General features: G+C 66.2%; 20 protein-coding genes. 17 read left to right on the top strand and 3 right to left on the bottom strand.

Features of this window, described 5'->3' with window-relative positions; genetic code table 11:
* From fliJ to fliR, 9 genes are all read left to right on the top strand, one after another.
* Entirely contained in the window at positions 1-450 is a 450-nt protein-coding gene (fliJ, locus tag HNP48_RS20840; RefSeq protein WP_184860594.1) for a flagellar export protein FliJ, read from the top strand.
* Positions 451-474: 24 nt separating this feature from the next.
* Positions 475-1,872: a flagellar hook-length control protein FliK gene (locus HNP48_RS35405; RefSeq protein WP_260420308.1), complete on the top strand. Its 1,398-nt coding sequence runs from the start codon at positions 475-477 to the stop codon at positions 1,870-1,872.
* 187 nt (positions 1,873-2,059) lie between these two features.
* Entirely contained in the window at positions 2,060-2,638 is a 579-nt protein-coding gene (gene fliL / locus HNP48_RS20850; RefSeq protein ID WP_184860596.1) for a flagellar basal body-associated FliL family protein, read from the top strand.
* Positions 2,639-2,656: 18 nt separating this feature from the next.
* On the top strand, positions 2,657-3,661 hold the full coding sequence (fliM, locus tag HNP48_RS20855; protein ID WP_184860598.1) for a flagellar motor switch protein FliM: 1,005 nt from the start codon (positions 2,657-2,659) through the stop codon (positions 3,659-3,661).
* Entirely contained in the window at positions 3,651-4,097 is a 447-nt protein-coding gene (gene fliN, locus HNP48_RS20860; RefSeq protein ID WP_184860600.1) for a flagellar motor switch protein FliN, read from the top strand. Before fliM ends, fliN begins: the two co-directional genes overlap by 11 nt.
* 19 nt (positions 4,098-4,116) lie before the next feature.
* Complete coding sequence (locus HNP48_RS20865) at positions 4,117-4,479, top strand: flagellar biosynthetic protein FliO (protein ID WP_184860659.1); 363 nt, start codon at positions 4,117-4,119, stop codon at positions 4,477-4,479.
* Positions 4,472-5,269 (top strand): flagellar type III secretion system pore protein FliP, encoded by a 798-nt coding sequence (gene fliP / locus HNP48_RS20870; RefSeq protein ID WP_184860602.1) that lies wholly within the window; start codon positions 4,472-4,474, stop codon positions 5,267-5,269. Before HNP48_RS20865 ends, fliP begins: the two co-directional genes overlap by 8 nt.
* A gap of 178 nt (positions 5,270-5,447) precedes the next feature.
* Positions 5,448-5,717: a flagellar biosynthesis protein FliQ gene (gene fliQ / locus HNP48_RS20875; RefSeq protein WP_007853732.1), complete on the top strand. Its 270-nt coding sequence runs from the start codon at positions 5,448-5,450 to the stop codon at positions 5,715-5,717.
* 23 nt (positions 5,718-5,740) lie between these two features.
* A complete protein-coding gene (fliR, locus tag HNP48_RS20880) occupies positions 5,741-6,511 on the top strand; it encodes a flagellar biosynthetic protein FliR (RefSeq protein ID WP_184860604.1) in 771 nt (256 codons plus the stop codon).
* A 15-nt stretch (positions 6,512-6,526) separates the two neighbouring features.
* On the opposite strand, the gene HNP48_RS20885 is transcribed toward fliR, so the two are convergent.
* Positions 6,527-7,156 (bottom strand): response regulator, encoded by a 630-nt coding sequence (locus HNP48_RS20885; protein ID WP_184860606.1) that lies wholly within the window; start codon positions 7,154-7,156, stop codon positions 6,527-6,529.
* Positions 7,153-8,139 (bottom strand): ATP-binding protein, encoded by a 987-nt coding sequence (locus HNP48_RS20890; RefSeq protein ID WP_260420316.1) that lies wholly within the window; start codon positions 8,137-8,139, stop codon positions 7,153-7,155. Before HNP48_RS20890 ends, HNP48_RS20885 begins: the two co-directional genes overlap by 4 nt.
* Here HNP48_RS20890 and HNP48_RS35410 point away from each other — a divergent pair.
* The 8 genes from HNP48_RS35410 to HNP48_RS20925 all read left to right on the top strand — a co-directional run bounded on the left by HNP48_RS35410 (position 8,071) and on the right by HNP48_RS20925 (position 14,986).
* Positions 8,071-8,241, top strand: a complete 171-nt coding sequence (locus tag HNP48_RS35410; protein ID WP_260420317.1) for a hypothetical protein — start codon at positions 8,071-8,073, stop codon at positions 8,239-8,241. The genes HNP48_RS20890 and HNP48_RS35410 overlap by 69 nt on opposite strands.
* A 212-nt stretch (positions 8,242-8,453) precedes the next feature.
* A complete protein-coding gene (locus tag HNP48_RS20895; RefSeq protein ID WP_184860608.1) occupies positions 8,454-8,900 on the top strand; it encodes a hypothetical protein in 447 nt (148 codons plus the stop codon).
* A 49-nt stretch (positions 8,901-8,949) separates the two neighbouring features.
* Positions 8,950-9,312, top strand: a complete 363-nt coding sequence (locus HNP48_RS20900; protein ID WP_007853722.1) for a response regulator — start codon at positions 8,950-8,952, stop codon at positions 9,310-9,312.
* A gap of 40 nt (positions 9,313-9,352) precedes the next feature.
* Entirely contained in the window at positions 9,353-11,491 is a 2,139-nt protein-coding gene (locus HNP48_RS20905) for a chemotaxis protein CheW (RefSeq protein WP_184860610.1), read from the top strand.
* Positions 11,492-11,547: 56 nt separating this feature from the next.
* On the top strand, positions 11,548-12,036 hold the full coding sequence (locus HNP48_RS20910; RefSeq protein WP_184860612.1) for a chemotaxis protein CheW: 489 nt from the start codon (positions 11,548-11,550) through the stop codon (positions 12,034-12,036).
* Positions 12,037-12,143: 107 nt separating this feature from the next.
* Positions 12,144-13,043 carry a CheR family methyltransferase gene (locus HNP48_RS20915; RefSeq protein ID WP_409362574.1) on the top strand — a complete coding sequence of 300 codons (900 nt, stop codon included), beginning with the start codon at positions 12,144-12,146 and terminating at the stop codon, positions 13,041-13,043.
* Positions 13,044-13,088: 45 nt separating this feature from the next.
* Positions 13,089-13,844, top strand: coding sequence for a chemoreceptor glutamine deamidase CheD (cheD, locus tag HNP48_RS20920; protein ID WP_311773846.1), 756 nt, complete (start codon positions 13,089-13,091; stop codon positions 13,842-13,844).
* Between the two features lie 35 nt (positions 13,845-13,879).
* Positions 13,880-14,986: a chemotaxis response regulator protein-glutamate methylesterase gene (locus tag HNP48_RS20925; protein WP_184860616.1), complete on the top strand. Its 1,107-nt coding sequence runs from the start codon at positions 13,880-13,882 to the stop codon at positions 14,984-14,986.
* Positions 14,987-15,137: 151 nt separating this feature from the next.
* Here the strand turns inward: HNP48_RS20925 and HNP48_RS20930 are convergent, their stop codons facing one another.
* Complete coding sequence (locus HNP48_RS20930) at positions 15,138-17,045, bottom strand: ATP-binding cassette domain-containing protein (protein ID WP_184860618.1); 1,908 nt, start codon at positions 17,043-17,045, stop codon at positions 15,138-15,140.
* Between the last annotated feature and the right edge of the window lie 306 nt (positions 17,046-17,351).

Consider the following 17,351-nt stretch of genomic DNA (forward strand, 5'->3'; position numbering starts at 1 on the left):
ATGTCCGCGCTCAATGCACTCATCGTCGCCGTCGAGATCGCTTCGCGCAAGCGCGACGAGGCCCGCCAGGCGCTGCGCGAGGCCCAGGCCGTGCAGCAGGCAGCACAGGCACAGCTGAGCCAGCTGCAGGACTATGCGCGCGAGACCGAGCAGCGCTGGGGCATGCAGGCGGACACCACCGTCAAGCCCGAGGTGATGTTCCACCACTACCAGTTCATGGGCCGCCTGGACCATGCGGCCGGCCTGCAGACCAGTGTGGTCGGCGACCAGGCGGTGCGCGTGGAGCGGGCGCAGCGCACGCTGATGGAGACCGAATTGCGCCTGGCCAGCCTGCGCAAGGTGCTGGAGGCGCGGCGCCTGGAGCTGGAGCGGGCCCAGGCCCGCATGGACCAGAAGCAGACCGATGAGCGGGCGGCGATGCAGTACAGCCGCCGGGTGAACGATCGATAGGACGACAGGGCAGGAGTTTTGACCATGGAACAAGCACGCATATCCACCCCGCAGGGAACCCAGTCTCCACAAGCGGCCCGTACACGCCAACACACCGCCCAGAAGGGCACGACGGACGATGCCGCAGGGGCGGGTGCCGCGCAGGCTGGCAGCTTCCTGGCCCTGCTGGCCGCACAGGACCCGGAACTGATCGAGGGGGACCCGCTGGCGGCGGACCCTGGTGCCGGGGACGCTTCCCTGCTCGCGCAGAACCTGGGCGACCCGTCGGCGCTGGCGGGATTCCAGGCCCTGGCCGCGGCGGACAGCATGGCGGCCCAGCAATGGCAAGGGCTGGTGGGGCAGGGCGCTGTCGCCGCGGGGAGTGATGGCGCGGCCTCGGGCCTGTCCACGGTGGGTTGGGGTGGAGCGGCACGCGGTGCCCTGGCAGGCCTCGGGCAGGACGCCGATGCGGCCGCGGCCCTCAACGGCCGCCTGCTGGCCACCGATGGCCTGGTGGCACAGACTGCCGCGCTGGATGGTGGGGCACAGGGTGCCCAGACGCCCTCCACCGCCACCATGGGATTCGGCCGCCAGTTCTCGCGCATGCATGCGGCGGCGCTGCAGCGTGGCGGTGGGGAGGCCGGCACCGGCCTTGCGGGTGGTGCGGGCGATGCGCTGGCGGCACGCACGGGTGGCCGGGTCGATGCGAAGCAGGCGGCATCGACCACCACCGACCTGTCGGCGGCATCCCCTGCCCTGGCGGCGCTGGTGCGCGAGGTGGGCGCAGGCACGCACCGCGCCCTGGGCGACAACCTGGGCGCGGCAGGCCTGGATGCGGCCGCCCTGGCGGGCCAGGACCCGGCAGCCGCCGTGGCGGCGACCAGTGCGCGCAGCGGTGCGGATGCGGGCGGCGGGGATTCCTCCGCGCAGGGCGGGGCGGGCGGGCTGGCCGAGGCCGGCGCGGATACCTCTTCCACCTATTCCGTGGACGGCACCTCGGGTGCGCCGGGCTTTGACGAACTGGCCCAGGCCAGCATGGAAGAGCAGTTGGCGGAGCAGGTGACCTACTGGGCCAACCAGAAGAGCCAGAACGCCGAAATGACCCTGAACCGGGACGGCCAGCCCCTGGCGGTGACCGTGTCCCTGTCGGGCAACGAAGCCCATGTGAGCTTCCGCAGCGACCAGGAGCAGACCCGCACGCTGCTGGACCAGAGCATGGCGCAACTGAGCGACCTGCTGCGCGGCGAAGGCCTGGTCCTGTCGGGCATGACGGTGGGCACCTCGGGCGGGCAGGGTGCGGCAGCGGGCGATGGCGGGCAGCAGCGCGATGGCCGTGCCGGGGAGGGCCAGCAGGCCACGGTCAAGGTCGCAGGCCCCGCGGATGTGAGCCAGCGGCTGGCGGGTAGCAGCACGCGCAGCAGCGGGGTCGACGTCTTCGTCTGACACGCCCGGGCACAGGGGCGCATGGCCGCAGGCGCCATGGCACCCCCGTGGCACGCTGAATGCCATGGTTTTCGGTATGTATTCTGGCTATTATCGGGTCGGCAGCTGCGCCACAATCGGGGCATCCGCAGGTGGCGCCGTCGACCGCGGGGTGCCACCACCGAATCCCATCTAAGGAACCAGCCACGTGTCTGCCAACGCTGCCGCTCCGGCCAAGGAGAAGCCCAAAAGCAAGAAGATGCTGATCATCGTGGTCGCTCTGGTGCTCGTGCTGGGCATCGGGGGCGCTGCGGCCTTCTTCCTGCTGGGCAAGAAGAAACCTGCCGGCGATGAGGAAGAGGCCGCTGCGGCGGAGCCGGCCCACCAGACGGCCAAGACGCCGCCGACCTTCCTGCCCTTCGAGAACATGGTGGTCAACCTGGCCGACCCGGGGGGCGACCGGTTCGCGCAGATCGGCATCACGGTCGAGGTGGCTGATGCCAAGACGGCCGAGCAGATCAAGCTCTACCTGCCTTCCATCCGCAGCAGCGTGCTGCTGCTGGTCTCCCAGCGCACTTCCGGGGAGCTGCTGGCGCGCGAGGGCAAGGAAAAACTCGCCAAGGACATTCTGCGCGAGGTCTCGCGCCCGCTCGGCTACACCGTGCCGCGCGACCGGCCCAAGCGCGCCGCCTCGGCCGAGGACGAGGATGAGGACGACCGCCCCGTGCGCAAGCCGCCGAAGAATCCGGTGCAAGGCATTCTTTTCTCCAGCTTCATCATCCAGTGACGCAAGGACAATCCTGCCATGAGTGATTCATTCCTATCGCAGGAAGAGGTTGATGCCCTTCTCGAAGGCGTCACGGGCGAGAGCCAGAAGTCCGTCGAGGAAGTGGCCGAATCGGGGTCGGTACGCAACTACGACATTTCGAGCCAGGAACGCATCGTTCGCGGCCGCATGCCGACGATGGAAATCGTCAACGAGCGGTTTGCGCGCAACTTCCGTATCGGCCTGTTCAACTTCATCCGCCGCAGCCCCGAGATTTCGGTGGGCACCGTGTCGGTGCAGCGCTACAGCGCCTTCCTGCGCGAGCTGGCCGTGCCGACCAACTTCAACATCGTGGCCATCCGCCCGCTGCGCGGCAGCGGCCTGATCGTCTGCGAGCCCTCGCTGGTGTTCGGCATCATCGACACGCTGTACGGCGGGGTGGGCAAGTTCCAGACGCGCATCGAGGGGCGTGATTTCTCGCCCACCGAGCAGCGCGTGATCAACCGGCTGGTCGATGTGATCTGCGCCGAGTACAAGAAGGCCTGGCAGGGCATCTACCCGCTGGAGCTCGACTACCAGCGCTCGGAGATGCAGCCCCAGTTCGCCAACATTGCCACGCCCAGCGAGATCGTGGTGTCGACCGCGTTCCAGCTGGAAATCGGCGACCTGTCGGGCGCCATCCACGTCTGCATGCCCTATGCCACGCTGGAGCCCATCCGCGACGTGCTCTACTCGTCGACTCAGGGCGACTCCATCGAGGTGGACCGGCGCTGGGTGCGGGTGCTTACGCGCGAGATCCAGGCGGCCGAGGTGGTGCTGGTGGCCGAGCTGGCCAAGGCCGACGCCACGGTGGAGCAACTGCTGGCGATGAAGCCCGGTGATTTCATCGAGCTCGACCGGGAGCCGCGCATCCGCGCCTCCATTGGCGGTGTTCCCATCTTTGAGTGCCAGTATGGGACCCACAATTCGAAATATGCCATCCGTATCGAAGAGTGTCTGCGCAATTCGGACATGAGCTGGCTGGGAGAAAAAGATGTCAACTGAAGACGAGAACAACAAGGACGCTGCGGCCGAGGACCCGTTTGCCGGCTGGGCCGAAGCGCTCGAAGAGCAAAAGAGCTCGGACGCCAAACCGGGCGATGCCGAGCAGGGCGGCCCGCTGTCCGGCGATGCGGTGCGCCCGTCGTCCTCGTCGACCAACAGCGACGGCACCGTCAACGACATCAACATGGTGCTGGACATCCCCGTCCAGCTGTCCGTGGAACTGGGTCGCACCAAGGTGCCGATCAAGTACATCCTGCAACTGGCGCAGGGCTCGGTGGTCGAGCTCGATGCGCTGGCCGGCGAACCCATGGACGTGCTCGTCAACGGCTACCTGATCGCCCAGGGCGAGGTGGTGGTGGTGAACGACAAATTCGGTATCCGCCTGACGGACGTGGTGACGCCTTCGGAGCGGCTGCGGCGCGTGAGCCGTGGCTGACGGGGGCAACGCCATGGGGATGACCCAGACGCTGGTCGTCGTCGTCCTGTTCGTGGGGGCCATGGCCTGCCTGCCCTGGCTCATCAAGCGGCTGCAGCAGCACCAGGCGAGCGGCGGCCTGCCGGCAGGCGCCGCGTCGCGCGTGCTCTCGGCCGTGGCCGTGGGGCCCCAGCAAAAGGTGGTCACCGTCGAGGTCGGGCCCGAGGGCGCGCGCACCTGGCTGGTGCTCGGTGTCACGGCGCAGCAGGTCACCTGCCTGCATGTACTGGCCGCTCCGTCCGCCAATGCCGTACCGGCTGCCCTGCCGGTGGTGGCGCCCGATGCGTCCGCCTTTGCCCGCGAAATGGCGGCCGCCGAGGCGCGCAAGGAGCCGCATGTCTGACCTGGCGCGCCCTGCGATGCTGCCGCGCGCCGCGCGCCTGGCCGCGCTGGCTGCCATCGGGCTCCTGGCCTGGCAGGTGCCGGCCCTGGCGCAGACTGGCGCCGCGCCCTCGGCTCCGGGAACCCTGCCCGTGCTGATCGGCTCCGGCAGCGGCGGCTCAAGCTACTCGGTGCCGATCCAGACACTGCTGTTCTTCACGGCCCTGTCCTTTCTGCCGGCCATCCTGCTGCTGATGACGGGGTTCACGCGCATCGTCATCGTGCTGTCGCTGCTGCGCCAGGCGCTGGGCACGCAGTCGGCACCGCCCAACCAGGTGATCATCGGCCTGTCGCTGTTCCTGACCTTCTTCGTCATGGGGCCGACCTTCGACCGGGTGCACAAGGAAGCCTATGTGCCCTACACCACCAATGCCATCACCTTCGAGCAGGCGGTGGACCGGGCCGAGGCGCCGATGCGCGAGTTCATGCTCAAACAGACCCGGCAGTCGGACTTTGCGCTGTTCGCGCGCCTGGCCCGGCTGGCCCCCGAGGTGACGGCCGAGACGGCACCGTTCCGGGTGCTGGTGCCGGCCTTCGTGACCAGCGAGCTCAAGTCCGCGTTCCAGATCGGCTTCATGATCTTCATCCCGTTCCTGGTGATCGACATGGTGGTCTCCAGCATCCTCATGTCGCTGGGCATGATGATGCTGTCGCCGGTGCTGGTGGCGCTGCCGTTCAAGCTCATGCTGTTTGTGCTGGCCGATGGCTGGAACCTGCTGATCGGCTCGCTGGCTGCGAGTTTTGCAACATGATGAGGCACCCCCTGAGGCGCTGCGCGCCTTCACCCCTCTCTCGCATCGCTGCGCGAAGCGGGAGGGGGACGCTCCCAGTGCGGCGGGGCGGCCCATGCACGGGAGCGCTGGCCTGGGCCGCGCCAGTTGCATGCGTGGTGGGCGGTGCGCTGCGCAATGAACGCCTGAAGGATTTGCCATGACTTCACAGATGGTCCTGACCATGGGGCGTGATGCCCTGACGCTGTTGCTGATGATCGCCATGCCGGTGCTCGGGGTGGTGATGGCCGTGGGCCTGGTGGTGAGCATCTTCCAGGCCGTGACGCAGATCCATGAGGCCACGCTGGCCTTCGTGCCCAAGCTGATCGCCGCGATGGTGGTGTTCGCAATCGCCGGGCCGTGGATGATCAGCACCCTGGTCGACTACATCCGCCGCACCATCGAATCGATTCCTTCGGTGGTCGGCTAGCGCAGCCAGCCCCTGTCCCGCCCGTGATCACCTTCACCGAGGCCCAGCTGGTGGCCTGGATATCGCCCATCCTGTGGCCGTTTCTCCGGGTGCTGGCGATGTTTTCCGTGGCGCCGGTGTTTTCCATGCGCGCGATCCCCATGCGCGTGAAGATCGGGCTGGCCTTCTTCGTGGCGGTGTCGGCCCAGGCCGTGCTGCCCGCCCCGCCCGTGATCGACATCAATGGGCGCGAAGCCCTGGGGGCCGTGGCCCAGCAGGTGGCCGTGGGCCTGGCCATCGGGTTCTCGGTGCGCCTGGTGTTCGCCTCGGTGGAGCTGGCCGGTGAAATGATCGGCCTGCAGATGGGCCTGAACTTCGCTTCCTTCTTCGACCCCGCCAGCAACGGCCAGGTGAGTGCTGTGGCGCGCTTCTTCGGGCACATGTCCACGCTGCTGTTCATTGTCATCAATGGCCACCTGATGGTCATCATGGCCGTGGTCAAGAGCTTCGACCGCTTTCCCGTGAACGGCAACTTCCTGCAGGCCATCGGCCAGATGCGGCTGTACGAGCTGGGCACATCGCTGTTTTCCAGCGCCCTGTGGATCGCCCTGCCCATGATCGCGCTGCTGCTGTTCGTCAACCTGGCCATGGGCATCATCTCGCGCGTGGCGCCGCAGATGAACATCTATGCGGTGGGCTTCCCGGTCACGCTCACCGTGGGCCTGCTGGGCATCGCCGCCACCCTGCCCATGCTGGAGCAGCCCATCCTCACATTGATGCAGCAATCCATCGACCTCTTCTCCAGCCAGCGGTAGCCGGCGGGGTGGGGGCTACACCAGCTGATTGCGGATGGCGTAGACCGTGAGTTCAGCGTTGTTGGAGAGCTTGAGCTTTTCGAGCACGCGCGAGCGGTAGACGCTCACGGTCTTGGGGCTGAGCATCAATTCTTCGGCAATGTCCGCCAGGCGCCGGCCCGAGGCGATCTTGATCAGCGTCTGCAGCTCGCGCTCGGACAGCGTGGCGTGGGGGCTCTCCAGCACCGGCTGGGCCAGGCTTTCGGCCAGCATCTGCGCCACTTCGGCCGTCAGGTACTTGCGGCCCTGCATCACCACCCGCACCGCGTTGATCAGCTCCGCCGGGTCGGAGGCCTTGTTCGCATAGCCCTGGGCGCCGGCCTTGAGGCAGCGCAGCGCATACTGGTCCTCGGGGTACATCGACACCACCAGCACCTTGATGGTGGAATGCGTCTCGCGCAGCGTGGCCAGCACTTCCAGTCCGCCGCGGCCGGGCATGTTCAGATCGAGCAGCAACACGTCGCAAGGGGCGGTGCGCAGCACCTCGCGCAGCTCGGCATAGCCGCCGGCCTCGCCGGTCACCTTGATGTCGGTGGCCTCGATGAGCGTATCGCGGATGCCGCGTCTGAGCACGGCATGGTCATCGCACAGAACGACGTTGATCACCAGACATCTCCAGGGTGGGCGGGCTGCTCCGAGGCGGCCAGCGGTATCGACAGTGTGAGGCAGGTTCCCTTGCCCGGCTGGGTGCTGACATCGAGCCAGCCGCCCACCGTGCGCGCGCGCTCGTGCAGGCCCTTGATCCCGAAGGCCTTGGGCTTGTCGGCCAGTTGCGCGACGTCGAAGCCGCAGCCATCATCGGCTATCTCCACGGTCAGCACCCCTTCATGATCGGACAGATCGATATGCACCTTGCCAGCCTGGGCGTATTTGGCGATGTTGGTCAGCGCCTCCTGCGCCGTGCGGTAGGCCACCAGCCGGACATCGCCGGGCACGTCGATCGCCTCGCCGCTGGCCGTGACCTGGGTGCGCACGGCGCTGCGGCGCTCGAAGCCTGCCGCCAGCCACTGTACCGCCGCGACCAGCCCCTGCTCCAGGATGGGCGGGCGCAGGTTCATCATGATGCGCTGGCTGGCACCGATGGCGTGTTGCAACATGTCCGAAGCACTGGCCAGGTGGTCCTGTGTGGCCGGGTCCTCGGCGTGCCGGCCGATCCAGGCCAGGTCCACGCGCACGGCGGTGAGCGCGCCGCCGATGTCGTCATGGATCTCCCGCGCAATGGAGGCGCGTTCCTGTTCGATGGAGGTCTGCAGGTGCTCGGTGAGTTCCGCCAGGCGCTGCTGGGAGGCCGCCAGCTCGGCCACGGCGCGTTCGCGGTCCTGGCGCGCCTGGTGCACCTCGATGGCCCGGGTGACCACATGCGGCAGGCGGGCAATGTCATCCTTTAGCAGGTAGTCGGAGAAGCCCAGGCGCATGGCATCCACGGCCGCGGCCTCGCCAATCGCCCCGGACAGCAGTACAAAGGGCACCGGTGTTGCTAATTTAGCCACATGCGCCCATGCGTCGAGCGCAGTGAATCCTTGCAGTCTGTAGTCGGCAAGGATCAAATCAAAGGACTCGCTGCGGGTAAGGTCGCAAAATTCCTGCAGGGTATCGACCTGCTGGAGGCTGCAATCGAGCTTGGCACGCTGCAAAGTGAGCCTGGCAAGAACATGGTCTGCCAGCGAATCCTCCAGGTGCAGAAGGCGTAAGGGATGGCCTGCTACTGTCATGACCATATGAGCGCTATCATAGGATACAAATTGGAACAAACAAGCGGTGTTTGTCCCTGTAGGGTGGGTGAGAAGGCTATCGTCCAATAGAACGCAATGTCGGGGTTTTTGCAAGGGTTGGCGGGGTCTGCCAGCGCGGGCTGCCTGTTACAAGGCCCGGACCCTGGTCTGCTTGTTGCTATGGAGAAACAATGCAATCTACGCTATCAACATCAACTGGGCCGGCAGTTCAGGTTCCGGTCATGGTGGCAGCAGAACTGCAGGATTCCCTGCTGGTCGTCATGCACGACCTGCACCGCCTGGAAGGCTTGTTGAACCATGCCACGGACAACCTGCTGGAGCGCTTTGGCGAAGCCAATGCGGTCCTGAACGATGCCTTCGTGGCGGATTCGCCCGAGCTGGCGGCCGCGCGCGATGCGCTGCGCAGTGCCGTCACCGAGCTGCAGTTCCAGGACATGGCTTCACAGCTCATCTGGCACACCACCAAGGTGCTGCAGGGCTGCGCGTTCCGACTGGCCTCCGAGGCCATGGGACATGAAGAGGGCGAGGAGGCTGCCCCGTTTGCCGAAATGGCACCGGATCGGCCCAATCCGGTCACGCAAAGCGAGATGGATGCCGGTTCCATTGATCTATTTTGAAGCGGGCATCGCTGGTTCACCTATATATTCAAGTCAGTTGGAGTCCTAAATGCAATCGATACTTGCCGTAGATGATTCACCGTCCATGCGGAAAATGGTGTCCTTCACCCTCACCGGTGCCGGCTACCACGTGGTGGAGGCGGTGGATGGGCAAGATGCCCTGGAAAAGGCCGAGAGCCACGACATCCACCTGGTGCTGGCCGACCAGAACATGCCCCGGCTCGACGGCATAGGCCTCACGCGCAAACTGCGCGAGCACCCCAAGTTCAAGACCATCCCCATCCTGATCCTGACCACCGAATCGAGTGACCAGATGAAACAGGCGGGACGCTCGGCCGGTGCCACCGGTTGGCTGGTCAAGCCGTTCGATCCCAACCGCTTGATCGAAGTCATCCAGAAGGTGATCCGTTGAAACGCGCGCACGGGCACCACCACGTATAAAGGAGCCGACCATGGCTGAAAGCTATCAAGAGGGATCAGGGGCAGGCGGTGCTGACTTCGATCTGAGCCAGTTCTACCAGATCTTTTTTGAAGAAGCGGGCGAGAACCTGGACCAGATGGAGCAGATGCTGCTCGACCTGGACCTGAGCGCTGCGAACGACGAAGAGCTCAACGGCATCTTCCGCTGCGCGCACTCGATCAAGGGCGGGGCCGCCACCTTCGGCTTCTCCGATGTGGCCGAGCTGACCCACCAGATGGAGTCGCTGCTCGACCGGCTGCGCCGCCACGAACTGCAGCCCATCCCGCAGATGGTCGATGTGCTGCTCGAATCGGCCGATGCCTCGCGCAGCCTGCTGGCGCGCCACCAAGCCGGCGGGCAGGGCGAGGCCGTGTCCACCACCTCCCTGGTCAAGCGCATCAGCGAACTGGCCGCGGGCGTGGTCCCTGAGGACGCACCCGCACCCGTTGCCGCCCCTGCTCCAGCGCCTGCCCCGGTGGTGGCTGCGCCCGCCCCGGCCCCCAAGGCCCATGTGCCTGGCCAGCCGCGCAAGCTGCAGATCCACATCGGCCCGCTGGACAAGACCGAGCAGGCCGACACCATCAAGGAGCTGTTCCGCGACATCCCCGGCCTGGGCTCGATCAGCGACCTGCCCAGCACGCAGACCGGCGTGCGCATGTTCGCGGTGGAGACCACCTCGTCCACCGACGACCTGCTCGACCTGTTTGCCTTCCATGTCTCCAAGGAGCATGTGCGCTTCATCGAGGGCGACGAGGCGCCCGCAGCCGCTGCTGCGGCCGAGGTCGACCCCGACCAGGCCATCCATGAAAGCGAGCCGCCGGCCGGTGGGGCCGATGTGGCCTACGGTTTCTTCTCGGACGCGCCCGGCGCCCCGAGCGCCTCGGCGCCTGCTGCCGGTGCGGCCGCCAAGCCTTCGGCGAAGGCGGCGGCTGCGGCAGAGCCCAAGGCTGCGGCCCAGGCCCAGATGGAGTCCACGACCATCCGCGTCGCGGTCAACAAGGTCGACCAGCTCATCAACCTGGTGGGCGAGCTCGTGATCACCCAGGCCATGCTGGCGCAGAACAGCCGCGGGCTGGACGCCGGCGCCTACCAGCAGCTGCTGGCCGGCCTGGCCGACCTGGACCGCAACACACGGGACCTGCAGGAATCGGTGATGTCGATCCGCATGATCCCGATGTCCATCGTGTTCAGCCGCTTCCCGCGCATGCTGCGCGACCTGGCCAACAAGCTGGGCAAGAAGGTCGAGCTGGTCACGCTGGGCGAAGCCACCGAACTGGACAAGGGCCTGGTCGAGAAGATCACCGACCCGCTGACCCACCTGGTGCGCAACAGCTGCGACCATGGCATCGAGATGCCCGCCGAGCGCCTGGCCAAGGGCAAGCCCGAGCTGGGCACCATCACCCTGTCAGCCTCGCACCAGGGCGGCTCCATCGTCATCGAGGTGCGCGACGACGGCCGCGGCCTGTCGCGCGAGAAGATCCTGCGCAAGGCGCAGGAACGGGGCCTGGATGTGTCCGACCAGATGAGCGATGCCGACGTCTGGCAGCTGATCTTCGCGCCCGGCTTCTCCACTGCCGAAGAGGTCACCGACGTCTCGGGCCGCGGCGTGGGCATGGACGTGGTCAAGCGCAACATCGCAGCCCTGAACGGCTCGGTCGAGGTGGATTCCGCCGAAGGCTATGGCATGAAGGTCTCGGTGCGCCTGCCGCTCACGCTGGCCATCATGGATGGCATGTCGGTCGGTGTGGGCGACGAGGTCTACATCCTGCCGCTGTCCTCGGTGGTGGAGTCCTTCCAGGTCAATGCCGACGATGTCAGCACCGTGGCCCAGGGCTCGCAGCTGGTCAAGGTGCGCGACGAGTACATGCCTGTCATTGCGCTGGAGAAGATCTTCCAGGTGCCGCGTTTCGACCTCAACAAGTCGAGCAACATCATGGTGGTGGTGGAGGCGGACGGCAGCCGCGTGGCGCTGCTGGTCGACGAGCTCCTGGGCCAGCACCAGGTGGTGGTGAAGAATCTGGAGACCAACTACCGCAAGGTACCCAACGTCTCGGGCGCCACCATCCTGGGCGATGGCACGGTGGCGCTGATTCTGGACACGGGCGGCCTGGTGCGCCGGGCCCGCCACTGATTCGGGTGCGATGCGTCCATGGAATGCATGCGCCCAGCTAACAAGGAGAACGCACCATGAGTGTGATCGGTAAGACTGCAGACAGCGCGCCGACCGGTGCGCGCGAATACCTGACCTTCCGGCTGGACCAGGAAGAGTACGGCATCGACATCCTGAAGGTTCAGGAGATCCGCGGCTACGAGCCGCCGACGCGCATCGCCAATGCGCCCGAATTCATCAAGGGCGTGACCAACCTGCGCGGCACCATCGTGCCCATCGTGGACATGCGCCTGAAGTTCAACTGCGCGCAGGCCGACTACAACAGCTTCACGGTGGTCATCATCCTGAACCTGCGCAACCGCGTGGTCGGCATCGTGGTGGACTCGGTCAGCGACGTGATGGAACTCACGCCCGAGAGCATCCGCTCGGCACCCGACATCGAAAGTGCCATCGACAACAGCTGCATCCTGGGGCTGGGGTCGGTGGGTGAGCGCATGCTGATTCTGCTGGACATCGAGAAGCTGATGTCCAGCGTGGACATGGGATTGGTGACGGCGGCGGAGTAAGAGCGCCAACGCTTTCCCAGCCAGGTGGATGGCCGCAAGCCAAACTGCAGACAGGGGTCTGCAGGCCTTTTGGAGCGAAATGGACTTCCGAGCGGATGATCAAAATGATGCCCCAGACCACCAGTGTTTCCTCGGCCGGCGCGCGTGCTGCCGCCGCAGCTGCTGCCAGCGCTCCCGCACCGTCGGGCCCGCTGGCGCAGGGGCGTGAATTCGTATGGACCAACGCGGATTTCGCGCGCGTGCAGTCGCTGATCTACCAGCGTGCCGGCATCAGCCTGCACGATGGCAAGCACGCCATGGTCTACAGCCGGCTCTCGCGCAGGCTGCGCGATACGGGGTACAACAGCTTCCATGACTACCTGAGCTGGCTGGAAAAGCACGACGGTCCCGAGTGGCAGGAGTTCATCAACGCCCTCACGACCAACCTCACGGCCTTCTTCCGCGAGCAGCACCACTTCGAGATCTTCGCCACGCTGCTGCGCAGCAAGCCGGCCAACACGCCCTGGAAGGTGTGGTGCAACGCGGCCTCCACGGGTGAAGAGCCTTATTCCATCGTCATGACGGCCTTCGAGGCGCTGGGGGCCAATGCCTCCTTCAAGCTCACGGCCAGCGACATCGACTCCAAGGTGCTGGCCACGGCGGCCCAGGGGGTCTACCGGCTCGACAACCTCAAGGGGCTGGGGCCCGAGCGCCTGCAGAAGTTCTTCCTGAAGGGCAAGGGTGGCAACGATGGCATGGTGCGGGCCAAGCCCGAGCTGCGCCGGGCCATCGAATTCATGAGCGTGAACCTGATCCGCGACGACTGGCCGTTCAAGGACCCGTTTGACGTGGTGTTCTGCCGCAACGTGATGATCTACTTCGATGCACCCACCCAGCGCAAGGTGCTGGAGCGCATCCACCGCGTGCTCAAGCCCGGTGGCATGCTGTTCGTGGGGCATGCGGAGAATTTCAGCGAGTCGCGCGATCTGTTCACCCTGCGTGGCAAGACGGTCTATGAACGCCGGTGATCCGCTCCCCAGTTCACCCATAGGAACTTGTTCCAGACAGCTCCCATGACCAATTACCAATCCGGCCCCACGCCCAACACCTTCACGCCCGGTGCCGCAGCTGCCGCATCGGGAGCGCCGGAGCGCCGACGGGCGCCACGCATCGCACCGCTGAGCGCGGACATCTATGCCTCCAGCACGGCACCGCGCGAGTCCTCGCTCAGCGAGCTCAAGGCCCGTTCCAGAAAGCCCGGCGAGGCCTCCTTCTTCTACCTGGACCACCACTTCCAGCACAACGCCGTGAAGGTGCTGCCCGGCGAGTATTTCGTGGCCGATGAAAGCATGGTCATCATGACGGTGCTGGGCTCGTGCATTGCCGCCTGCCTGTGGGACAGCCGGGCCCATGTCGGTGGCATGAACCACTTCATGCTGCCCGATGGCGACCTGGCCGATGCCTCGGGCCGTTATGGCTCGTACGCCATGGAATTGCTCATCAACGAGATGCTCAAGCTGGGCGCGCGGCGCGAAACCATGCAGGCCAAGATCTTTGGCGGGGCGCAGGTGATGCACAATTTCACCACCATGAATGTGGGTGAACGCAACACCACCTTCGTGCTCAACTACCTGCACACGGAGCGCATCCCCATCGTCTCGGAGGACGTGCTGGACATCTATCCCCGCAAGGTGGTGTTTTTCCCGGTCACGGGCAAGGCCATGGTCAAGCGTCTGGCCCATGCCCATCCCGAGACCCTGGAGGAAGTGCGTGGGAATGCCGCGACGGTGGCCAAGAGCACTTCGGGTGGCTCTGTGGATCTGTTTTGATTGACTGATGAAGACGAAGAAAGCCTGAGCGAACAATGAGCAGGAAAATCCGGGTGATCGTGGTGGACGATTCGGCGCTGGTCCGCAGTCTGCTGTCGGAGATCATCAACCGGCAGCGGGACATGGAGTGCATCGGCACAGCCAACGACCCCTTGGTGGCGCGCGAAATGATCCGGGAAATGAACCCGGACGTGATCACGCTCGACGTCGAAATGCCGCGCATGGACGGCATCGACTTCCTCGGCCGCCTGATGCGCCTGCGGCCCATGCCGGTGGTGATGATCTCCACGCTGACCGAGCGCGGGGCCGAGGTGACCATGAAGGCCCTGGAGCTCGGTGCCATCGACTTCGTGGCCAAGCCCCGGGTGGGCCTGGCCAGCGGCCTCAATGACCTGGCCAGCCAGATCGTGGACAAGATCCGCGTGGCGGCCGTGGCCCAGGTGCGCCGCGCCGCGCCGCGCGAGGCCGCGGCATCTGCGCCACATGCGTCCGGTGCGGGTGCGGCGGCACCGGCGGCCCCCACCACGCTGCTGGGCCGCCTGTCCACCGAAAAGCTGATCTGCATCGGTGCCTCCACGGGCGGTACCGAGGCCATCAAGGAGGTGCTGGTGCACATGCCCGCCGACTCGCCGGGCATCGTGATCACCCAGCACATGCCACCAGGCTTCACCACCAGCTTCGCGGCACGGCTCAACGGCCTGTGCCAGATCACGGTGAAGGAAGCCGTGAACGGCGAACGCATCCTGCCCGGCCACGCCTACATCGCACCGGGCGGCACGCAGTTCCATGTGGCGCGCAGCGGTGCCAATTACGTGGCCGTGGTGGACGATGGCCCGCCGGTCAATCGCCACAAGCCTTCGGTGGAGGTGCTGTTCAAATCCTGTGCCGCCGTGGTTGGGCGCAATGCCTTCGGCATCATGCTCACGGGCATGGGCAACGACGGCGCCGCTGCCATGCGCGAGATGAAGGACGCCGGCAGCTACAACTACGTGCAGGACGAGGCGACCTGCATCGTCTTCGGCATGCCGCGCGAAGCCATTGCCCATGGCGCATCGGATGAGGTGCTGCCGCTGGGCCAGATCGCCCCGGCCCTGGTCGCGCGCCTGCGCGGCGCGACCGATCGCCTGCACCACAGAATCTAACCCCCCTGAGTCGCCTTCGGCGCCATCCCCCCAGGGGGACGCCACCCGTGGCCTGGCAAAGCCAGTTCCACGGTGGCGCTGGTTTCAGGGCATGCCTTTGGGCTGGTCGCACCCCAGGCACACCAACGCGGCCTCCCGCTTCGCCGTGGGGTCAGGCCGACAGCGCCGTCCAGCGCTCCAGGGCAGCCATCAGCTCCTCGTCGATCTCGGCAGAGCGGGCCGCGAGCTGGGCCGCACGGGCGCCATCGGTGGCGTAGAGGCTGCCATCGGCCAGCAGGGCCTGCAGTTCCGCCTGTTCCTTTTCCAGGGCGTCGATGCGCTCGGGCAGGGCCTCAAGTTCGCGCTGTTCCTTGTACGACAGCTTCTTGCGTGTGGTCTGCTCGGTCTTGGACGGCGCTGCCGGTGCTGGCGCAGGCGCTGCGGCCTCCTTGGCCGAGGCCACGGGCTTGGCATTCGCGGCCGCCGCAGCGGCTGCGGCGCGGCTGCGGCGCGATTGCAGCAGCCAGTCCTGCACGCCGCCCTCGTATTCGCGCCACAGGCCATTGCCCTCGAAGGCGATGGTGCTGGTCACCACGTTGTCCAGGAAGGTGCGGTCATGGCTCACGAGGAACACCGTGCCTTCGTAGTTCTCCAGCAGTTCCTCGAGCAGGTCCAGGGTGTCGATGTCCAGGTCGTTGGTGGGCTCGTCGAGCACCAGCACATTGGCCGGCCGCGCGAACAGGCGCGCCAGCAGCAAGCGGTTGCGCTCGCCGCCCGAGAGCGAACGCACGGGCGAGTGCGCACGTGCCGGAGAGAACAGGAAGTCGCTCAGGTAGCTCTTGACGTGCTTGCGCTGGTTGCCGATCTCGATCCACTCGCTGCCGGGGCTGATGAAGTCCTCCAGCGTGGCGTCCAGGTTCACCGCATGGCGCATCTGGTCGAAGTAGGCCACCTGCAGATTGGCGCCCTGGCGGATGGTGCCCGTGTCCGGTGCCAGCTCGCCCAGGATCATCTTGAGCAACGTGGTCTTGCCCGCGCCGTTGGGCCCGATCAGGCCCACCTTGTCGCCGCGCAGAATGGTGCCCGTGAAGTTGTGCACGATGGTCTTGTCGCCGAACGACTTGCCCACCTGGGTGAGCTCGGCCACGATCTTGCCCTGGTAGCCATTGCCGCTGCCCGTGGCCACGTCCATGCGCACGCTGCCCACCACGTCACGGCGCGCCTCGCGCCGGGCGCGCAGGTGCTCCAGGCGCGTGATGCGGCTCTGGCTGCGCGTGCGCCGGGCTTCCACGCCCTTGCGGATCCAGATCTCCTCCTGCGCCAGCAGCTTGTCGGCCTTGGCCGCAATCACGGCTTCCTGCGCCAGCTGCTCCTCCTTCTGGATCTGGTACTGCGCGAAGTTGCCGGGGTAGGAGCGCAGCTGGCCGCGGTCCAGCTCCACGATGCGCGTGGCGATGCGGTCCAGGAAGGCCCGGTCGTGGGTGATGGTGACCACGCTGCCCGGGAAGTCGATCAGCAGGTCCTCCAGCCACTCGATGGAATCGAGGTCCAGGTGGTTGGTCGGCTCGTCGAGCAGCAGCACATCAGGGCGCGCCACCAGGGCCTGGGCCAGTGCGACGCGCTTCTTCGTTCCGCCCGAGAGCTTGCCCACGATGGCCTCAGGATCCAGGTGCAGGCGCTGCAGGGTTTCTTCCACGCGCTGCTCCCAGTTCCAGGCGTCATAGGCCTCGATCTGCGACTGCAGGGCATCGAGGTCCAGGCCCTCGGCGCCCGACAGGTACTGGTCGCGCAAGGCGATCACGGCCTGCAGGCCTTCCGAGGCGGCCTTGAAGATCGTTGCATCGGGGTCCAGCGCAGGCTCCTGCGCCACAAAGGCGATGCGGATGCCCTGCTGCGCCTGCAGTGACCCGTCATCGGGCTTGGCCATGCCGCCCAGGATCTTGAGCAGCGAGGACTTGCCGGCGCCGTTGCGCCCGATCAGGCCCACGCGCTCGCCGGTTTCCAGGGAAAAGCCGGCATGGTCCAGCAGTGCAACATGCCCGAATGCGAGTTGGGCGTCCAGTAGAGTGATAAGTGCCATAGGGGGAGGATTATCGAGGGCCCGCGCACTTTGCAGGTGTCGAGGGGCTGAGGCACCCTGTGGTGGCCCCCCCCTGGGGCCCTACGCCAGGTGGCCTGGCTCCCCGGGGAGGCTTGGCCGTGCCTGCTGCGATGCACTGCTCTGCGTTGTTCTCTGTATATAGAGAGGGCCCCTTTGGGGATGGTCCGGATGCAGTGCGTGCTGTCGCCGCTCTCACTTTTCTTCCCACTTCTTGCGCGGCCCCTCAAAACAGTGCTATAGTCGAGGGCTTCGCTGCACGGAGGTCCTTGTTGGGATGATCTGGGT

It is taken from the genome of Acidovorax soli, assembly GCF_014207955.1.
GTDB lineage: Bacteria > Pseudomonadota > Gammaproteobacteria > Burkholderiales > Burkholderiaceae_C > Acidovorax > Acidovorax soli_A.

What these genes read in the sequence shown, in the direction of transcription:
- HNP48_RS20910 (WP_184860612.1), top strand. Translation starts at nt 11,548, where the DNA reads ATGAGTGTGATCGGTAAGACTGCAGACAGCGCGCCGACCGGTGCGCGC.
- fliN (WP_184860600.1), top strand. Translation starts at nt 3,651, where the DNA reads ATGTCAACTGAAGACGAGAACAACAAGGACGCTGCGGCCGAGGACCCG.
- fliM (WP_184860598.1), top strand. Translation starts at nt 2,657, where the DNA reads ATGAGTGATTCATTCCTATCGCAGGAAGAGGTTGATGCCCTTCTCGAA.
- HNP48_RS20915 (WP_409362574.1), top strand. Translation starts at nt 12,144, where the DNA reads ATGCCCCAGACCACCAGTGTTTCCTCGGCCGGCGCGCGTGCTGCCGCC.
- HNP48_RS20930 (WP_184860618.1), bottom strand. Translation starts at nt 17,045, where the DNA reads ATGGCACTTATCACTCTACTGGACGCCCAACTCGCATTCGGGCATGTT.
- HNP48_RS20895 (WP_184860608.1), top strand. Translation starts at nt 8,454, where the DNA reads ATGCAATCTACGCTATCAACATCAACTGGGCCGGCAGTTCAGGTTCCG.
- fliP (WP_184860602.1), top strand. Translation starts at nt 4,472, where the DNA reads ATGTCTGACCTGGCGCGCCCTGCGATGCTGCCGCGCGCCGCGCGCCTG.
- HNP48_RS20905 (WP_184860610.1), top strand. Translation starts at nt 9,353, where the DNA reads ATGGCTGAAAGCTATCAAGAGGGATCAGGGGCAGGCGGTGCTGACTTC.
- HNP48_RS20865 (WP_184860659.1), top strand. Translation starts at nt 4,117, where the DNA reads ATGACCCAGACGCTGGTCGTCGTCGTCCTGTTCGTGGGGGCCATGGCC.
- HNP48_RS35405 (WP_260420308.1), top strand. Translation starts at nt 475, where the DNA reads ATGGAACAAGCACGCATATCCACCCCGCAGGGAACCCAGTCTCCACAA.
- fliQ (WP_007853732.1), top strand. Translation starts at nt 5,448, where the DNA reads ATGACTTCACAGATGGTCCTGACCATGGGGCGTGATGCCCTGACGCTG.
- fliJ (WP_184860594.1), top strand. Translation starts at nt 1, where the DNA reads ATGTCCGCGCTCAATGCACTCATCGTCGCCGTCGAGATCGCTTCGCGC.
- cheD (WP_311773846.1), top strand. Translation starts at nt 13,089, where the DNA reads ATGACCAATTACCAATCCGGCCCCACGCCCAACACCTTCACGCCCGGT.
- HNP48_RS20925 (WP_184860616.1), top strand. Translation starts at nt 13,880, where the DNA reads ATGAGCAGGAAAATCCGGGTGATCGTGGTGGACGATTCGGCGCTGGTC.
- HNP48_RS20900 (WP_007853722.1), top strand. Translation starts at nt 8,950, where the DNA reads ATGCAATCGATACTTGCCGTAGATGATTCACCGTCCATGCGGAAAATG.